The 16,787-nt window shown below is 68.0% G+C and carries 16 protein-coding genes; 6 read left to right on the top strand and 10 right to left on the bottom strand.

What is annotated here, in order from left to right; translation table 11 throughout:
- Positions 1-77 precede the first annotated feature (77 nt).
- The gene (locus tag M1L58_RS19710; RefSeq protein WP_248660176.1) at positions 78-614 is read left to right on the top strand and encodes a C40 family peptidase; all 537 of its coding nucleotides are present in this window, start codon (positions 78-80) and stop codon (positions 612-614) included.
- On the opposite strand, the gene M1L58_RS19705 is transcribed toward M1L58_RS19710, so the two are convergent.
- The gene (locus tag M1L58_RS19705; protein ID WP_248660175.1) at positions 589-1,152 is read right to left on the bottom strand and encodes a hypothetical protein; all 564 of its coding nucleotides are present in this window, start codon (positions 1,150-1,152) and stop codon (positions 589-591) included. The two genes, M1L58_RS19710 and M1L58_RS19705, sit on opposite strands and share 26 nt — an antisense overlap.
- 167 nt (positions 1,153-1,319) lie before the next feature.
- On the opposite strand from M1L58_RS19705, the gene M1L58_RS19700 reads away from it, so the two are divergent.
- Complete coding sequence (locus tag M1L58_RS19700; RefSeq protein WP_248660174.1) at positions 1,320-2,114, top strand: VOC family protein; 795 nt, start codon at positions 1,320-1,322, stop codon at positions 2,112-2,114.
- A gap of 46 nt (positions 2,115-2,160) precedes the next feature.
- On the opposite strand, the gene M1L58_RS19695 is transcribed toward M1L58_RS19700, so the two are convergent.
- On the bottom strand, positions 2,161-2,373 hold the full coding sequence (locus M1L58_RS19695; RefSeq protein ID WP_006865393.1) for a hypothetical protein: 213 nt from the start codon (positions 2,371-2,373) through the stop codon (positions 2,161-2,163).
- A gap of 94 nt (positions 2,374-2,467) precedes the next feature.
- Entirely contained in the window at positions 2,468-3,664 is a 1,197-nt protein-coding gene (locus M1L58_RS19690; protein ID WP_248660173.1) for a TDT family transporter, read from the bottom strand.
- Between the two features lie 48 nt (positions 3,665-3,712).
- On the opposite strand from M1L58_RS19690, the gene M1L58_RS19685 reads away from it, so the two are divergent.
- A complete protein-coding gene (locus M1L58_RS19685) occupies positions 3,713-4,630 on the top strand; it encodes a LysR family transcriptional regulator (RefSeq protein ID WP_248660172.1) in 918 nt (305 codons plus the stop codon).
- 4 nt (positions 4,631-4,634) lie between these two features.
- Here M1L58_RS19685 and M1L58_RS19680 read toward each other — a convergent pair whose 3' ends face one another.
- The 6 genes from M1L58_RS19680 to M1L58_RS19655 form a co-directional block, all read right to left on the bottom strand.
- Positions 4,635-5,138, bottom strand: a complete 504-nt coding sequence (locus M1L58_RS19680; protein WP_248660171.1) for a nuclear transport factor 2 family protein — start codon at positions 5,136-5,138, stop codon at positions 4,635-4,637.
- Between the two features lie 5 nt (positions 5,139-5,143).
- The gene (locus tag M1L58_RS19675) at positions 5,144-6,004 is read right to left on the bottom strand and encodes an LLM class F420-dependent oxidoreductase (protein ID WP_248660170.1); all 861 of its coding nucleotides are present in this window, start codon (positions 6,002-6,004) and stop codon (positions 5,144-5,146) included.
- A gap of 189 nt (positions 6,005-6,193) precedes the next feature.
- A complete protein-coding gene (locus M1L58_RS19670; protein ID WP_248660169.1) occupies positions 6,194-7,036 on the bottom strand; it encodes an SDR family NAD(P)-dependent oxidoreductase in 843 nt (280 codons plus the stop codon).
- Complete coding sequence (dmpG, locus tag M1L58_RS19665) at positions 7,023-8,117, bottom strand: 4-hydroxy-2-oxovalerate aldolase (protein ID WP_248660168.1); 1,095 nt, start codon at positions 8,115-8,117, stop codon at positions 7,023-7,025. The genes M1L58_RS19670 and dmpG overlap by 14 nt, the downstream gene beginning before the upstream one ends.
- Entirely contained in the window at positions 8,114-9,019 is a 906-nt protein-coding gene (locus tag M1L58_RS19660) for an acetaldehyde dehydrogenase (acetylating) (RefSeq protein WP_248660167.1), read from the bottom strand. The genes dmpG and M1L58_RS19660 overlap by 4 nt, the downstream gene beginning before the upstream one ends.
- 36 nt (positions 9,020-9,055) lie before the next feature.
- Complete coding sequence (locus M1L58_RS19655) at positions 9,056-9,844, bottom strand: 2-keto-4-pentenoate hydratase (RefSeq protein WP_248660166.1); 789 nt, start codon at positions 9,842-9,844, stop codon at positions 9,056-9,058.
- A 124-nt stretch (positions 9,845-9,968) separates the two neighbouring features.
- On the opposite strand from M1L58_RS19655, the gene M1L58_RS19650 reads away from it, so the two are divergent.
- Genes M1L58_RS19650 through M1L58_RS19640 form a run of 3 tightly spaced genes read left to right on the top strand, consistent with a single transcriptional unit; the run spans position 9,969 to position 12,993 of the window.
- Positions 9,969-10,784, top strand: coding sequence for an enoyl-CoA hydratase-related protein (locus M1L58_RS19650; RefSeq protein WP_248660165.1), 816 nt, complete (start codon positions 9,969-9,971; stop codon positions 10,782-10,784).
- A complete protein-coding gene (locus M1L58_RS19645; protein ID WP_248660164.1) occupies positions 10,781-11,932 on the top strand; it encodes an acyl-CoA dehydrogenase family protein in 1,152 nt (383 codons plus the stop codon). The genes M1L58_RS19650 and M1L58_RS19645 overlap by 4 nt, the downstream gene beginning before the upstream one ends.
- Positions 11,929-12,993 carry an acyl-CoA dehydrogenase family protein gene (locus tag M1L58_RS19640; protein WP_248660163.1) on the top strand — a complete coding sequence of 355 codons (1,065 nt, stop codon included), beginning with the start codon at positions 11,929-11,931 and terminating at the stop codon, positions 12,991-12,993. Before M1L58_RS19645 ends, M1L58_RS19640 begins: the two co-directional genes overlap by 4 nt.
- Here M1L58_RS19640 and M1L58_RS19635 read toward each other — a convergent pair.
- Positions 12,990-16,664, bottom strand: coding sequence for a DUF3376 domain-containing protein (locus M1L58_RS19635; RefSeq protein WP_248660162.1), 3,675 nt, complete (start codon positions 16,662-16,664; stop codon positions 12,990-12,992). The genes M1L58_RS19640 and M1L58_RS19635 overlap by 4 nt on opposite strands.
- Positions 16,665-16,787 lie beyond the last annotated feature (123 nt).

The following is a 16,787-nucleotide window of genomic DNA, read 5'->3' as shown; positions in this document are numbered from 1 at the left end:
TCACAACGGTCACACCTTCATCACACGTAGAGAACTAACGGCGACACGCGGGTATTCGGTCGGCCAATCTGAGCGTCATGTCCGATTTGCGAACCCGCTGCGTGCGGGTCACCTGTGCTGTCGCCCTGTCCGCCGCGCTGTCCGTCGCGGCGCCGTTCGTGGGTTCACCGTTCGCCGATGCCGGACGCGCCGCCGCGGCCGGGTCGAGTTCCGGCTCCAGTGATTCCACCGGTTCGGTACCGATCTACCTGCCCATCCCCACCCCCACCGGTCTGGCGGCGCTCGGCGCGTCGATGACCCAGATCGGCAAGCCCTACCGGTGGGGCGGAACCGGTCCGCACTCCTGGGACTGCTCCGGTCTCGTCCAGTGGGCTTTCCACACCGCAGGCGTGAAACTGCCGCGGACCAGCCAGCAGCAGGCGAAGGTCGGCAACGCGATCCCGTTCAGCGCCCTCGCCCCCGGCGACATCATCATCTTCGGCCGCGACGCCGGGCACGTCGGCATCTACGCCGGCGGCGGCCGCGTGTTCAACGCCTACGCCACCGGCAAGCCCATCGGCTTCACCAAGGTCAAGGACATGGGGCCCATCAAGACGATTCGTCGTTTCGGCTGACCACCGGGCCCACCGACCGTCCGGGCCACACCGAGGTCGCGACCGCGAACCCCACGACGACGAGCAGCAGCACCGCGACCACCACGGTGCCGAGCAGCCCGTAACCCGGTTGCATCGTCGGGAGTTCGAGGTCGAGGGCCTCGGCGACCCGGTCGGAGAACAGGTGCGTTGCCGGATCGCTCAGCGTCCGCAGCCCCACGACCAGAGCGACCACCGCGGCCAGTCCGATCACCCCGATCGCCGCCGGACGGAGACGCTCGCGCCACCACGCCAACGCGGCGACCAGCGCGATGACCGCACCGAGGATCACCACACTCAGACCGGGCCGGTCGGTGTTGTCCTCGAAGAAGAAGGCCACGTCCTCATCGCTCGCCCCCGGGACGGTCACCCGTCCGAGACCGGTGATGGACGGTTGCACACCCTCGTCGGTGCTTCCCCACTCCACCTGCGCGAACAGCACCAGGAGGAGGCCACCGACGAGGGCGGCAGGCCACACGAAGGTGCGAAGTCTGTCGACGATGCCCGGTTCTGTCGTCATGCCACCAAGATTGCCATCCGCTGATCGAGCCGTATCGAAATCACGCGCCGGTATCGATCTCACCGGAGCATCCCAACCCGCTGTCGGAGCGATGAGTTTGCGCGACGCTGAGAGTCTCCACCTCAGTCGTTCACCAACATTCCGCATGGCAACGAAGGGATACGAGCATGGCCGAGTACGCAGCCCCGTCTGGGGCCCCGATCTGGTTCGACCTGATGAGCAGCGACACGGCGAGAGCCGAGAAGTTCTACGGGGAGATCTTCGGCTGGGAGACGGAGACACCGAACGAGGAGTTCGGCGGCTACCGGAACTTCCTCAAGAACGGCAAACCGGTCGCCGGGCTCAGCCCCGCGATGGAAGAGGCTGGGCCGCCCAACATCTGGTCGGTGTATCTGCATTCCGAGGACGCCGACGCCACCGTGAACGCGGTCGAATCGGCCGGTGGAAGCGTCATGGTCCCGCCCATGCCGGTCGGTGACGAGGGCACGATGATGGTCGCCACCGATCCGGCCCGAGCCGTCATCGGTTTCTGGCAGCCGAAGCAGCACAAGGGTTATTCCGAGTTCGGCGAACACGGCACCCCGTACTGGTTCGAATGCCAGTCCAAGGACTACGCCAAGTCACTCGACTTCTATCGCGCCGTGCTCGGCGCGCGCATCGAGGAGGTCGGCACCGGCGGTGACCCCGACGCCGTTGGCCCCGACCATTACGGCCAGATCTTCTACGGCGAAGAGTCCTACGCCGGGATCATGGACGCTGCCAAGCTCTTTCCCGACGAGGTGCCGTCGTTCTGGCAGATCTACATCACCGTCGACGACGTGGCGGCGACGGTCAAGCAGGTCGAGTCCCTCGGCGGCGAGATCGTGATGCCCGGTGAGGACACCCCGTACGGGACGCTCGCGGCGATCAAGGACCCGATGGGTGCGCTGATCTGCCTCGGACATCCGCCGGCCGGGATGTGACACCGCGCGATCGGTAGAAGAAACACGCGCCATGTGCGTGTGTTCTCTACCGATCGTCGTCGGGCGGGTACTCGTCGGGGTCGTCGGGACCGAGCGCGGTCGCCTGTTCGACGACGTCGGCGGGATCGGCCTCGAGGGAGATCGACGGCACCTCCGACTCGACGGGGGATTCACCGTCGACGGGCTCGACGGGGGTCGTCTGCTCGACGACGTCGGCGTCGTTCGCTTCCCCTCCGGTCCACGCTTGAGTGTCTGCCATGGCGACTCCTTCCGGTTGCGGGTGCTCGGCACACCGGATGTCCGAGCGCGACCTTCCGGCGCCCTTCCGATGATCCTGACGTCCGCGACAGGCGTCAACATCCCGGGATCGGCAGTCGGAGGAGTTCACCGGAGACGACGCCCCGGACGGTCCGGGCGGCGACGACACCCCAGGCGAGGACCAGCACCGCGAAACCGGCGACCGCCGCGACCTCGAACACCGGTCCGCCCAGGGTGAGCGCCAGCGCGGAGGAACCGGTCACGTAGGTGCCCATCGGGAAGGTGAACGACCACCACGTCATCGCGAACGGCATACCCGCACGAGCGGTGCGGACGGTGAGCCGCGCGGCGACGAGAATCCAGACCGTGGCGACCGCCCACACGACGAGCCCATAGGCGACCGCGAACTCGTGCATCGCTCCCGCAACCGAGGCGGACACAGCGTCGGGCGCCACGTGGGCGAGCAGACACACCGCCGTGACCGACTGCCCGAGCGGGCCCAACACAATCCACCAGGTGGGCATCATGGTCGCGGCGCCGTGGTCGCCGGTCCGGAACCGACGGACCAGGGCGACCAGGATGGGCGTCGCGGCGACCACCGCCAGTCCGAACATCGCGAACCCGACCCCGAGAACCAGGGTCCGTGCCCATCCGGCGCCGAGCTGACCGGCCAGGATCGCCGCGGCCGACGCCGACACCATCGGCGCCACGACCGGCATCAGCCAGCCGCCGAACGCCTCCCCGACGTGAGCCCGCCGCAAGATCAGGTGCCGGTACGGGATGACCAGCGCGGTCACCACGCCGCCGAGCGTGCCGACGATCCAGCACACGACATCGACGCCGAGGGCAACGTCTCGGCCGACGATCCCGACGCCGACCAGGAGAGTGCTGGTCCCCACCGTCATGACGGCCATCGGCACCGCACCGTAGAAGTGCGCGACGACGCGGTGATCGTGGTGGCTGCGAGCGACAGCAGGGTCCATCAGCCAGTGGCCGATCGTGGTGATGACCACGCCCCCGAACACGACGCAGGCAAGCATCCAGAACCCGGCGGCCACGACGCTCAGGACGGCCGGCTGCCAGGGCAGGCCGTGCGCGGCGATGGCGATGATCCCCGTGCCCATCACCGCCGCGAACCAGTTCGGCGGGAAGTAGGTGACCCGGGCGCGCACTCCGCGCGCGGTGCCGGGCAGAGAACCGGCCGGGGTCGGGCGAGCGGTCATCGTGGTCATGTCCACCACGATCGCGTGGATGCCGCGCCCCCGGTAGAGCCCGAATCGTTGGAAGGTCACAAACTCCGCTTGTAGCTGGGGTACCAACGACGGTTGTACCCTCGGACGATGGTTCTCAGTCCGCGGATGCCCGACCTCGCCTCGTTGGAGACCCTGCAGGCGGTCGTCAGCACGGGCAGTCTCAATGCGGCGGCCGGCGAGCTCGGTGTCACCCAGCAGGCGGTGTCGGCACGTATCCGCGCGATGGAGACCCAGCTGGGCGTCGGACTGCTGACACGAACACCACGCGGATCGGTCCCGACCCAGTCCGGCCGGCTCGTCGCCGAGTGGGCCGACCGGTTGCTCACGCTGGCAGGCGAATTCGACGCCGGTCTCGCCGCGCTGCGGCTGGAGAGGCGCGATCAGCTGCGGCTGGCCGCGAGCCTCACCGTCGCGGAGCATCTCCTCCCCCGCTGGCTCGTGTCCTTCGCCGCCCAGCACGAACCCGCGCCGAAGGTGTCGTTCACCGCCGCCAACTCCGACCACGTCTGCACACTGGTGCGTGACGGCGAGGTCGAACTCGGGTTCGTCGAGGGACCTCGGGTGGCGCCCGGACTCCGGAGCCGGACGATCGCACGTGACGAGCTCGTCGTCGTCGTGCCGCCCGATCATCCGTGGACTCGCAGCCGCCGTCGGGTCGGGGCCGCCGATCTCGCCGGTACCGCGCTCGTGACCCGCGAGGAGGGCTCGGGCACGCGCGAGTTCTTCGAACGCGCTCTCACGCGGGCGCTGGGACCGTCCCGCGAGATCACCGCACCGGTGCTGGAACTGTCGACCACGGCGTCGGTGCGCGCCGCAGTCATCGCGGGGGCCGGGCCGGCCGTGCTCAGCAACCTGTCGGTCGCCGACGATCTCGGCCGACGGTTGGTCCGTATCCCGATCGACGACCTCGATCTCGAACGTCAGCTACGCGCGGTGTGGTCATCCGGTCCTCAACCCAATGCCGGTGCAGCGCGGGACTTCCTGGCACATATCGGCCGATCCTGAACACTCAGGAAGAGGCGCGGTCCTCGACATCGGTTCCGTGGGCACCCGCGTTGAGCAGGTGATGCGCCTCGGGATTCCCATCGAGGGCACGGCTGGTACGCCGGGCGACCTTCCAGCCGGCCTCGGTACGCACGAACCTCCAGTGATGCGCGGTGGCGCGGAGAACGCGGAACCCCTTGTCGCCGGACAGGACCAGAAGTGAGTGGCTGGCGGCGATCGCCTCGTCGGCGTCGACGTTCACATGAACCGCACCCTGGAGATGTGTGCAGCCGCGGGCGATGAGTCCTTGATGTGCGTCGGAGCGGACCATCGCGGCGATGTCATCGCGGCCCTGCATGTAGAGGCCGTCGACGTCGTAGATGCCGTCGGGCGTCCACAGCGCGGCGACCGCCTCGGCGTCGCCGCTGTCGACGAGCGGTCCGTACGAGGTGACCAGGCGGGTGATCTCCCGTTCGTCGGCAAGAAGCCGAACAGTGTCCTCGAGCTGGGTCATCTTCTCTTCGATCATCGCGTTCACCCCTTCAGTCCGAGTTCGGCGAGTCGTCGCAGCTGACCGATGTAGTGGTCGGCCGACGACGCCCGGATCGTCACGCCGACGATCGTCGCACCGGCGGAGCGGGTCTTCTCCAGCTCTGCGGCGGTGCCCTCGGCGTCCTCCGGATCGAGCGGCCCCGCGCCGAGCACCACCTCGAAACCGTGCGGGATCTCGACCGCGTCGAGCATCTCCCGGAGTCGGGACCGGCCGAGTCCGAACGGAACCCAGCCGTCTCCGAGCTCGACGGCCCGCCGCAGGGACCGACTCGTTCGTCCGCCGACCCAGATCGGCACCCGTTGCTGTACCGCACACGGTTCGACGATCGAACCGCCGAACTCATAGTGGGTGCCCTGATATTCCGGTTCGGAGGCCGACAACGAAGCTCGCAGCGCACGCATCGCGTCGTCGGCGCGATCACCGCGACCACCGAACTCGACACCGAGGAGATCGAACTCCTCACGCAGGGAACCGACTCCGACGCCAAGCGTCACCCGTCCCCCGCTGATGGTGTCGAGCGTCCCGTAGCGTTTCGCGATCTCCAGGGGATGGTGGTACCCGAGCACCAGCACCTGGGTGAGGAACCGGATGGTCCGCGTTCGTCCCGCGAGGAACCCGAAGGTGGACAACGGGTCCCAGTAGGTACCGCCACGCTGGGCAGCGATCGCGGTGGGCACTGCGACGTGCTCGCTGCAGGTGAGGTACTCGAAACCCAGTTCGTCCGCGGCCGCGGCGATGTCGGCGAGTTCGGCGATCCCTGCGGTCGCCTCCCACTCACCTGCGACACCCGGCAAACGCGTGACGATCGGGCTGGTGATGCCGAGGCGGGAGCGATCGGTCATGGAGTCATCTCACCAGCCCTTCGTGGCTCGTCGCTATCGCTCCTCGCACCTCAGGGAGCACGGGGTCGGCTCCTTTCGATACGCCCTCCGCAAGCTCCGGGCTACTCAAGGAGCAGAAACATACGCCCTCCGCAAGCTCCGGGCTACTCAAGGAGCAGAAACATACGCCCTCCGCAAGCCCCGGGCTACTCAAGGAGCAGATGATGCCGCCTTCTGCGGGAACAACTTCAGCATCGCCTCATGCTGGGCCAGGATCAGACTGCGGCGATCGGGGCCGTTGATCTTCTCCACCCGGCGGGCGTTGCCGCCGGCCACCCACACCGGGCCGTCCGCGAGATGCTCGAGACCCTCGCGGGCGACGTCGTCGGGTTCGCTCGCCTTCAGCGGCCCGCCGAGGTTCATCCCGGCCCTTTCCATCGCGGGTGTACGCGTCACTCCCAGTACGAGTTCGAGGACGTCGACTCCGTGGTCACGCAGCTCGAGCCACAGGGATTCGGCGAACACGCGCCCGAAAGCCTTGACCGCGCCGTAGACCGACAGGTGCTTGCCGCCCAGGTAACCGCTCATGGAACCGACGAGCAGCAGCCCACCACTCCCCCGGGCCCGCATCCGGGCACCGAAGTGGTGCACGAGTGCGAGCTGGGCGGTGATGTTCAGATCGATGACGGTCTGGAACTTCGAGAGGTCGCCCTCCACGAAGTCCGCGCCGTAGCTGTTGGCACCGGCGTTGTAGACAAGCAGACCGACGTCGAGACCGTCGGTGGAGGAGACGATCTCGTCGATGGCCGAGGGTGCGGTCAGGTCGACCGACAGGGTCAGCGCCTGCACACCGCGGGCCCGGACCTCGGCAGCGGTCTCCTCCAGTGGTCCGGGTTTACGCGCGATGAGTACGACGTTGATCCCGGCGTCGGCGAGCTGGTGGGCGAACGAGGCACCCACGCCCTCCGAACCGCCGGCGATCACCGCCCACGGGCCGTACTTCGTTGCGTCGAAGCCAGATCCGGAACCGTCAGGACTCTCAGACACCGGCATTCGCGTCTTGCTTCTTCTTCAGCTCCAGCGCGATGTCGATCAGCTGGTCCTCCTGGCCGCCGACGAGTTTGCGGGCCCCCGCCTCGAGGAGGATCTCCGCAGCCGAGACGCCATAGCGCTCCGCATGCCCCTCGGCATGCTTGAGGAACGAGCTATAGCACCCGGCGTAACCCATCATCATCGCCGGGCGGTCCACCAGGCATTCCGACGGCATGGCCGGACGGACGACATCCTGTGCGACGTCGGCGATCTTCATGAAGTCGACCCCGGTGGTGATGCCGAGCTTGTCGCACACACCGACGAATGCCTCGGTGGGCGTGTTACCCGCACCGGCACCAAAGCGTCGAATGGAGCCGTCGATCTGCTGGGCACCTGCACGGATCGCGTTAACCGAGTTGGCGATCGCGATGTCGAGGTTCTCGTGCCCGTGGAATCCGACCTGGGCGTCGTTGCCGAGTTCGGCGACCAGCGCCTCGACGCGGACGGTGACATCCTCGAGGACGAGCGCACCCGCGGAGTCGACGACGTAGACGCACTGGCATCCGGCATCGGCCATGATGCGGGCCTGCTTGGCGATGACCTCCGGCGGCTGGCTGTGGCTCATCATCAAGAAGCCGACGGTCTCCAGGCCGAGATCCCGTGCGAGACCGAAGTGCTGGATCGAGACGTCGGCCTCGGTGCAGTGGGTGGCGATGCGGCAGATCTGGCCGCCGTTGTCCTGCGCAGCGCGGATGTCGTCCTTGGTGCCCAGACCGGGCAGCATCAAGAAGGCGATCTTGGCGCGCTTGGCGGTCTCGGCCGCCGCCTTGATGAGCTGCTGTTCAGGGGTTTTGGAGAACCCGTAGTTGAACGATGAGCCACCGAGTCCGTCGCCGTGGGTCACCTCGATCACCGGCACACCGGCGTCGTCGAGGCCGCCGACGATCGCACGCACCTCCTCCTCGGTGAACTGGTGCCGCTTGTGATGACTGCCGTCACGCAGCGAGGAGTCGGTGATGCGGATGTCGAGGGTGTCGGAGTATTTGCGCGCGTTCGTCATCAACTTCGGGTCGCGCGGTGTCAGAACCACATTGGTGCTCATGCAGGGACTCCCAACTTCTGCTTGGCGATCTCTTCGCCGACCTTGGTCGCGGCGGCGGTCATGATGTCCAGATTTCCGGCGTACGGCGGTAAGAAGTCGCCGGCACCTTCGACCTCCACGAAGATCGACACCCGCGCGTAGCCGCCGTTCAGGACGCTCGGCGGATCGAACTGCGGGTCCTGCAGGAGGCGGTAACCCGGCACGTACTGCTGGATCTCCTTCTCGCGCCGGTGGATCGATTCCGCGATGGCGTCGGTGTCGGCGTCTTCGGGAATCGCGCAGAAGATGGTGTCGCGCATGATCATCGGGGGGTCGGCGGGGTTGAGGATGATGATCGCCTTGCCGCGCTGGGCGCCACCGATCGTCTCCACTCCCGCCGAGGTCGTCGCGGTGAACTCGTCGATGTTGGCGCGGGTGCCCGGACCGGCCGAGACCGAGGCGACCGACGCGACGATCTCCGCGTACGGAACCGGGACGACCGACGAAACCGCGTGCACCATCGGGATCGTCGCCTGCCCACCGCAGGTGATCATGTTGGTGTTCGGCGCATCGAGGTGTTCACGGAGATTGGCCGGCGGGACCACGGCGGGTCCGACGGCAGCCGGAGTGAGGTCCACAGCGGTGATACCGGCGGCCTCGTACTTCGGCGCGTATTCACGGTGCACGTACGCGGACGTGGCCTCGAAGATGAGATCGGGCTTGTCCTGCGATCCGAGGAGTTCGTCCGCGCCACCGCTCATCGTGATGAGCCCGTGGTCGGCGGCGCGCTTCATGCCCTCCGAGTCGGGGTCGATGCCGACCATCCATCGGGGTTCGATGACCTCCGAACGCTCCAGCTTGTACATCAGGTCGGTGCCGATGTTGCCCGATCCGATGATCGCCGCGGTCAGTTTTGCCGCCACGTGGACCCTCCTCTTGCTAGTGAAGTCTGTTGTATGTCAGGTGAAGTCGAGCGTGACCGAACCGAGGCCGACGAATTCGGCCACGAAGTGATCACCCGAGGAGATGTCGATCGCCCGCGTCGCCGTGCCGGGCAGGATCACGTCCCCCTTGCGGAGGCGGACCCCGAAGCTGTCGACCTTGCGCGCCAGCCACGACACCGCGTTGAGCGGATGGCCCAGCACCGCAGACGAATTGCCCTTCGCCACGATCTCCCCGTTACGATGCAGGACCGCATCGATGTCCCCGGTGTCGATCTCGCTGATCGGGACGCGCTGTTGCCCGAGGATCCAGCCGCACGACGAGGCGTTGTCGGCGATGGTGTCGCACAGCGTGATCTTCCAGTCCTTGATCCGGGAATCGATGAGTTCGATCGAGGGCACCACCCACTCGACCGCGGCGACGACGTCATCGTTGGTGCATCCCTCGCCGGGCAGGTCCTCGCCGAGGATGAACCCGACCTCCACCTCGACGCGCGGGAAGCACAGTTTCTTCGCGTCGATGGGGGTCTCCTCGAAGTACTGCATCTCGTCGAGGAGGTGGCCGTAGTCGGGCTCGTCGACGCCCATCATCTTCTGCATCGCCTCGGAGGCGAGACCGACCTTGTGCCCGGCGACCTTGGCCCCGGCGTCGAGGCGCTTGCGGATGTTGATCAGCTGGATCTCGTAGGCATCGACCACGTCGAGGTCCGGATAGGCGTCCGTGGGACGGGCGATAGCCGCAGCCGACGCTTCCGCCTGCCACAGCTGCGCCGCGATCTGTTCGCGAATCTGCTGGTCAACCGCCATCTCGCCTCCGCCTCCCGAAAGTGAACCTGTTCTAGTTTAGAACATGTTCCAGTCTTGCAGGAGCCCCGTGCGCAATTCGCGTCGCACCGTCGTGAGCGTCGCGCGGACGACTACCGTTCTCGTCATGAGCTCCGACTCCTCAACCTCCGCCCCTTCGGACGCCGAGGCAACCGGCGATCCCATTCTCACGTCCTTCGACAACGGCGTCGGCCGGCTGACGCTCAACAACCCGCGCCGCAAGAACGCGATCACCCTCGAGATGGCCGCGTCGATCGAGCGGTTCTGCGACCAGGTGGCCGCCGACGAGACCATCGGCGCGGTGGTCGTCGACGCCGCCGGCTCCTACTTCTGCAGCGGCGCCGACACCCGCATCCTCGCCGGCGCGTCGGCCGATCCGGCGGCGCCGGAGTCGGTGAGGCAACTGTCGGCGGTGTACGCGGCGTTCGTCCGTGTCGGTTCTCTTCCGGTTCCCACCATCGGCGTCGTAGTGGGCGGTGCGGTTGGCGCCGGCCTCAACCTCGCCCTGGCCGTCGACCTGCTCGTCACCACTCCCGACGCGGTTCTGGACAGCGGCTTCCTCGCCCGCGGTATTCATCCCGGCGGCGGTCACCTGACCCTGCTGAACCGCGCGGTCGGACGCGCCAACACGATCGCACTCGCGGCCTGCGGCCAGTCACTCACCGGCGACGAGGCGGTCGAGCAGGGGCTCGCGTGCGCCGCAGCCCCGGTCGACGAGCTCCCTGCGATCGTCGACGGCCTCACCGGTCCCGCCGCCCGCGACCCCGAGCTGACCCGCAAGGTCATGTCGAGCGTGCGCCTGGAGCTCGGTCCGCCGACGGTGACCTGGGATTCCGCGATCGAGATCGAACGCGGAACCCAGATGTGGTCGATGGCCCGCAAGGGCCGGAACTGGTCGTCGCGGGGACCCGGCCGGTCGTGACCGACGATCAGCTCTCGACGCTGCGCGTCGAATCCCCGGCGGCGCTGCGCGCCGAGGTCCGCGCGTTCCTGCGCGCCGAGATCGATTCGGGCGCCTTCACTCCTGACGTCGACAGTTGGATGACGGGTTTCGACCCCGCCTTCAGCCGTCGGCTCGGCGAACGCCGCTGGCTCGGCATGACGATGCCACCCGAGTACGGCGGACAGGGACGGACCCCCGTCGAGCGGTTCGTCATCACCGAGGAGATGCTCGCGCACGGCGCACCGGTTGCCGCTCACTGGATCGCCGACCGTCAGATGGCGCCGGGCATCCTGGCCAACGGCACCGAGGAGCAGCGGCGCCGCTACATCCCCGGGATCTCCGCGGGCACGGTCTACTTCGCGATCGGGATGAGCGAACCCGACGCGGGTTCCGACCTCGCCGGCGTCCGGACACGGGCCACCGACAACGGTGATTCGTGGACGATCAGCGGCACCAAGGTGTGGACCACCGGCGCCCACATCGCCCACGCGATGGTGCTGCTCGCCCGCACCGACGGCACCCCCGACGATCGGCAGCAAGGACTTTCACAGTTCGTCGTCGACCTCCCCCACCCCGACATCGAGATTCGGCCGATCCGGAGCATCGACGGTCAGTCCCACTTCAACGAGGTCATCTTCCACGATGCCGTCGTCGGCTCGGCGGCATTGCTCGGTCGCCGAGGACACGGGTGGCAACAGGTGATGAGCGAGTTGGCATTCGAACGTTCCGGACCGGAGCGCTACCTCAGCACGCTGCCACTCCTACGCGCATGGACCGATCATCTCCGCGAGCAGGGAGCCACCCCGCAGCAGCGGGCGGCGCTGGGAAAGCTCACCGCACAGGCGTGGGCGCTGCGTCAGATGTCGCTGCAGGTTGCCCGCGAACTGGCGGCCGGCGGCAAACCCGATGTGCTCGCCGCGATGGTCAAGGATCTCGGTTCGACGTTCGAGGGCGATCTGGTGACGGCCGTCCGCGATGCCTCCGCCATCGTGCCGCACCGCAAGGGCAGCACCCATCTCGAACGGCTCCTGGCCCAATCCGTCCTGCACTCACCGGCGTTCACGCTTCGCGGCGGAACCAACGAGATCCTGCGCGGGATCGTCGCGCGCGGACTGGGGATACGATGACCGACCTCGCCGCAGAGCTCCGGGCCACCATCACCGCGATGCTCGCCCGCATCCCGGTCGACATGCAGACCCCGATCACCGCACCCGACGCGGCCGTGTGGGGCGCCGTTGTCGAGGCCGGGTTCACCGGCGTCGATGTCCCCGAGGAGGCCGGTGGACACGGTGGCGAACTCGGTGATGCACTCGCCGTTCTGGATTCGCTCGCCGAAGCCGGAGCCGTGACCCCGTACCTCGAACACGCACTCCTCGCGTCGTGGCTGGCGGGGAGCGTCGGACAATCACTCGCAGGCACCACGGCGACGGTTGCCGGGATCGACGACGGGACCGCCCGCACCGACGGAAATCGAATCCTGCTGTCGGGCAGCGCGACCGGCGTGGCGTATGTCGACGATGTGGATACCGTGGTGGTCCTGACGACCGGGCCCGACGGCCCGGTGGTCGCCGTCGTCGGACGCGAAGCTCCCGGCGTCGAGGTCACGACCGGGGCGGACCTGCAGGGAGTCTCGTACGGCGACATCGTATTCCGCGATGCCGAGGCAACGTTCTCGGCGCACTCCCCCGTCGACATCCAGGACCTGCGTCGACGCGGAGCTCTCGCGTACGCCGTCGCCCTCGCCGCGGCCGCGCGCGCGGTCCGCGAGCGCACGGTCCGTTACGCGTCCGAACGCACCCAGTTCGGGCGGCCCCTGGCGAAGTTCCAGGCCATCCAGCAGCGACTGGCCGAGATGGCCGCCCACACAACGCTCATGGAGACGGCCGCACGAGCCGCCACTGAGGCAGCGTCGAGTGACCCGGTCGCGGCCCGCGCCGCCATCGCGGCGGCAAAGGTTGTGACCTCGCACTACGCCACCGAGGTCGCCTCCGCCGGACACCAGATCCACGGCGCGATCGGCTTCACGTCGGAGCACAGCCTGGGCCGATTCACCTCAGCCTTGTGGACCTGGACGGATCGGTATGGCACCGAGCAGGATTGGGCCACATCGCTGGCCGAAGACATCCTTGACGAGGGCGCCGACCCGTGGGATCTGATCGTCGGCGAGGGTTCGCGCGATCCGGTCTAGAGCTCGTGGCGCCCGACCGGGTGAACGAACTGGAGGGCGATCCCGACCCCGACCGCCCAGATGGCCGTCGGCAGCAGGTCCAGCAGCGGTGAGGTCGATGAGCTCTCGAGCAACCACTGCGCGACGCCCGCTGTCACAGCGAGTCCTACAGCGCATGCGGCGATGTCGGACCAGCGCGCCCAACCCCACAGGGACAGCAACGTCAGCAGCAGTACCGTCGTCGCGGCGATACCGGCCGCCCCACCCGGACTCGGCTGGGTGAACAGTTGGGCGAGATCTGACGACTTGTTGCCGGATCTCATATCCTCGATGGACATCCAGGTGACGCCGAAGCTCAACAGATACAGCACGACCACGGCGACGATCAGACCGACGCGGACCCTGACCCGTGGCCGGACCTGGGCACGCACCGTCTGCGCGCCCAGGTTGCACCAGCCGACCAGGCCTGCGAACAACAGGACCGTCATGACCAGCGATTCCGCACCGAGAGCGGGGACCTCGTTGCTGCGCCACCAGATCCACGCTGCACCGAGGGCCATCGCGATGACTCCGGCCGCCACCGCGGCGACGACAAATCTGCTCGCGTACCTCACGCTCCCATCGAGCGTGTCTTTCCACAGTTCGTCTCTCTCGGGTTCGCGCTCCGGAGCCGGTGCCCGAAAGAATCGGTCGACCATCCGCCACCGACGGCGCGCCTCGATCGCACGCCAGATCAGCAGTCCACCGAGGACGGCGGTGATGCCCACGAACGTCGCCTGAACTCCGGGCGCGGTGGTCCCGGTGCCGAGGAGCGCGGCGGCCGCGATCGCCACGACGACGGCCGAGACCAGCCGGACACGGTCGACGACCAGAGCGATGATCGGCAGCAGCGGCCGGGCGGCGATGAGCCCCACGCGGATCGCAACCCCCTTCGCGGTGCCACCGGAGCGCTCCGCCGGCCACAGGGCCCGCAACACGAGCGGCAGGATCCGGGATACCAGTCCGAACAGGTAGCGGACCCGCAGGTCGGACAGGCTCTGCCCGCCGGTCGCGGCGATGTGCTCCCCCGCAGGCACCCCGGACGGGCCGACCTCCCTCGTGACCTCTTCTTGCAGCTCGGTGATGAGTCGTTCGTCGTCGTCTCGGGAGACGACGACCGTCGACTCCGAGGTCGTGGACAGCAGTTCCACGACTCCGGCCGCGGCATCCAGTCGTCCCCAGTACCAGTCGTTCTCGCGCCATCCGGGACTGAAGAAGCCGGCGAACCTCGCCAGCCCGGTTCCGGCCAGGCGGGTGTCCGCCCGGGCGAGATCCGTCGTCGCCTCGATCTGCTTGGCGACCGCACCGGCGTTGAGTGACCCGGGATCCACGTCCGCGCGAATCCATTTCTGCAACTGTGCGGCGATAGCGGAGGCCCGGACCCCGGAGAGCGTCATCTCGTCCTCACCGGTTTCGTCGTCGAGCTTCAGCCGCGGCTTCGTGTCACCGGCGATCCGATGGAAGCCGATGGTGGCGGCGGTACCGGGGATGGCCGCCTCGCCGACCAGGCGGACGATGTCGAAGACGACATTCGCCGGATCGTCGGTCTCACCGGAGGGCATCTCACCGAGCCTGTCGTGCAGCAGGTGGAAGATCGAGTTGTTCCAGCGTTCGAGCGCCGGTCCGGCCGACCCGTCAGGGTTCACCGACCATTCGAGGATGCGGTTTCGGTACTGCGACAGGGTTTCCCAGACCGTTTGCAGCGCACTGCCACTCGTTTCGCCGAGCAGCACGCCCGGTGCTCCGTGTGCCGGTGCCAGCACCTGATAGAAGGTCGATTCCGCGATCTCGTCGACCCCGGCCGGTGTCATCGCGAACTCGACGACCGATCCGAGTGCGAGGCGCCGCTGCGACTCGATGCCCGCGATGATTCGGGACACGACCTCGTCGCAGTCGATTCGGCTCGAATCCTGCGGCAGGAGAGCGAGATCGACAGTGAGACGCCGCGCCTCGAGCATCACGGTGAGGCATCGGTACAACCCCTTCTTCAGCAGCCGGAGTTGAATCGGTTCCGCAACAGTCGATCCGGCGCTAAGTGACTGCAGCTGTTGCACCCAGGCGATGAGCAGGCGGATGCCGGCGACGGCCGCCCCGACGTCACCGCCAGCGAATACGGCGAACGCGTCCGGCTGTTCCCCGGCGGCGATCTGTTCATACGCCTTGCGCACCGCTCGCTCGACGCACAGCGCGTCGAGACGGCTCACGGTCGGGAAGATCCGGGACCGGTGGGGCGGCCGGCACAGGGATGCGGTCGGGTCGACAACGAGATTGCTCAGCCGCTGGACGTCGATACCGGTTCGGGAGCGGACGTAGGTCGGGACATCGACCTTTTCGACCCGGCGGCCGGGACCGAGCGCGACCGACAGGGTGGCGGCCAGTTCCCGCTGCCGGGATGCGGCCTCGAGCGCGGCGGCGTTGTGCTCACGGATCTGGTCGATCTCGTCGTCGGCGCTCTCCACTCGTTTCTGAAGTCCCTTGGCACCCATGATCACCGACAGCCAGCCCGCGCCGGAATCGCGGTTCCCGGCGACCACCGCCTTCCGCGGGACCGGCGGCTGCGGAGGCTGGGGATCGAGGTAGACCAGCACGCGGCGAGACGGACTCGATGCCGAGGCACGCTGTACGGCGCGGAGCGCGCGATCGATCGGGATGTTGTCGAAGACGCCGCCGTCGACGACCCGGAAGTCGTCACCGGGGTCCACGACCGTCGAGGGCGGTGTTCCCGCACGGGCGAACGGAAAGACGTCGGCCATGTTCGGGACGCAGTCGCCGGCCGACTCCGCTTGGCGACGCGGACGCGGCCTCCGTCCGCATGTGGGTCCGTCGGTCGCCGAGTAAATGTCCGCGGGTTCGAAGGCGCCGGGAAAGGACGACGTCGCGCGGGCGGCGAGCGCCATCCGGCGCAGTTCCATCCTCGGCTCCACCGCCTCGGGCCCGGGAACCGTCGAGTACCTCGACGCGAGACCGCCGGGGCGTCGGGTGAAGGAGAACGACGCGCGGTTACCCAGTTCCGGCTGCTTTCCGTCGGTGAGCAGCGTCGCGGCCAGTTCGACGGTCACCGATTCGGAGACGGCGAGAGCCGGGCGCTCCGAGGACCCCGACTCCGGATCGACACCGGCGATCCCGAGTACCGCCTGTTCGGCGACGTCGAGCAGGCGTTCGTTCCCCTTCAACAGCGAGGGCACCGGACCCCAGCCCGGGTCGCGGACGAGCTCACACAGGTCTCCCTGCTCGCTCCACAACGCGCTGACGATGTCATCGGTGGGCACACCGTAGGTCTGCGTCAGCGCAAACAACACAGCGTTGAGACCGCCGGCGCTCGCTCCTGCGAGAATGTCGAACTCGACGTCGGTGTAACCCGCCTCCGCGAGCCGGCGCCGATACAGGTGCGCACGACGCTCTCGCGGCGTCGCCGAATCGACGCATCGCGGCGAACTCGGGGGCCATTCGGCACACCGACACCGGTCCGCGCCCCGGCTGACGCGGCGCAACAGGTCCAGTTCGGCGACCGCACCCCCGATCCAGACGGCCATGCTGACCCCGCCGCGCTCCGCCAGGGCCACGCGCAAGGTTTTTCGGGTGGGTGTCGGCGTCGTCGCACTCGGCGCGGGTGCGGTCTCGACTTCGCTTGCGATCCGGTCGTCGATGGTCACGTCAGCCTCGCCTCTCCTGGAGGAAGTGGTCTGTGAACCTCAGGATCCGCCGGACCGACCCGGTCGACACGAGTACCGGACTACTCGTTCCCGCACCGTTTGCACCCGGTGACCATCGGTTGC

Origin of the sequence: Gordonia sp. C13 (assembly GCF_023218005.1) — a bacterium.
Lineage (GTDB): Bacteria > Actinomycetota > Actinomycetes > Mycobacteriales > Mycobacteriaceae > Gordonia > Gordonia namibiensis.
This window is presented reverse-complemented; position numbering and strand designations above follow the sequence as displayed.

Bases quoted from the DNA above. Each gene is read 5' to 3' on its own strand.
- M1L58_RS19710 (WP_248660176.1), top strand. From the start codon at position 78: ATGTCCGATTTGCGAACCCGCTGCGTGCGGGTCACCTGTGCTGTCGCC.
- M1L58_RS19705 (WP_248660175.1), bottom strand. From the start codon at position 1,152: ATGACGACAGAACCGGGCATCGTCGACAGACTTCGCACCTTCGTGTGG.
- M1L58_RS19700 (WP_248660174.1), top strand. From the start codon at position 1,320: ATGGCCGAGTACGCAGCCCCGTCTGGGGCCCCGATCTGGTTCGACCTG.
- M1L58_RS19695 (WP_006865393.1), bottom strand. From the start codon at position 2,373: ATGGCAGACACTCAAGCGTGGACCGGAGGGGAAGCGAACGACGCCGAC.
- M1L58_RS19685 (WP_248660172.1), top strand. From the start codon at position 3,713: ATGGTTCTCAGTCCGCGGATGCCCGACCTCGCCTCGTTGGAGACCCTG.
- M1L58_RS19680 (WP_248660171.1), bottom strand. From the start codon at position 5,138: ATGATCGAAGAGAAGATGACCCAGCTCGAGGACACTGTTCGGCTTCTT.
- M1L58_RS19675 (WP_248660170.1), bottom strand. From the start codon at position 6,004: ATGACCGATCGCTCCCGCCTCGGCATCACCAGCCCGATCGTCACGCGT.
- M1L58_RS19670 (WP_248660169.1), bottom strand. From the start codon at position 7,036: ATGCCGGTGTCTGAGAGTCCTGACGGTTCCGGATCTGGCTTCGACGCA.
- dmpG (WP_248660168.1), bottom strand. From the start codon at position 8,117: ATGAGCACCAATGTGGTTCTGACACCGCGCGACCCGAAGTTGATGACG.
- M1L58_RS19655 (WP_248660166.1), bottom strand. From the start codon at position 9,844: ATGGCGGTTGACCAGCAGATTCGCGAACAGATCGCGGCGCAGCTGTGG.
- M1L58_RS19650 (WP_248660165.1), top strand. From the start codon at position 9,969: ATGAGCTCCGACTCCTCAACCTCCGCCCCTTCGGACGCCGAGGCAACC.
- M1L58_RS19640 (WP_248660163.1), top strand. From the start codon at position 11,929: ATGACCGACCTCGCCGCAGAGCTCCGGGCCACCATCACCGCGATGCTC.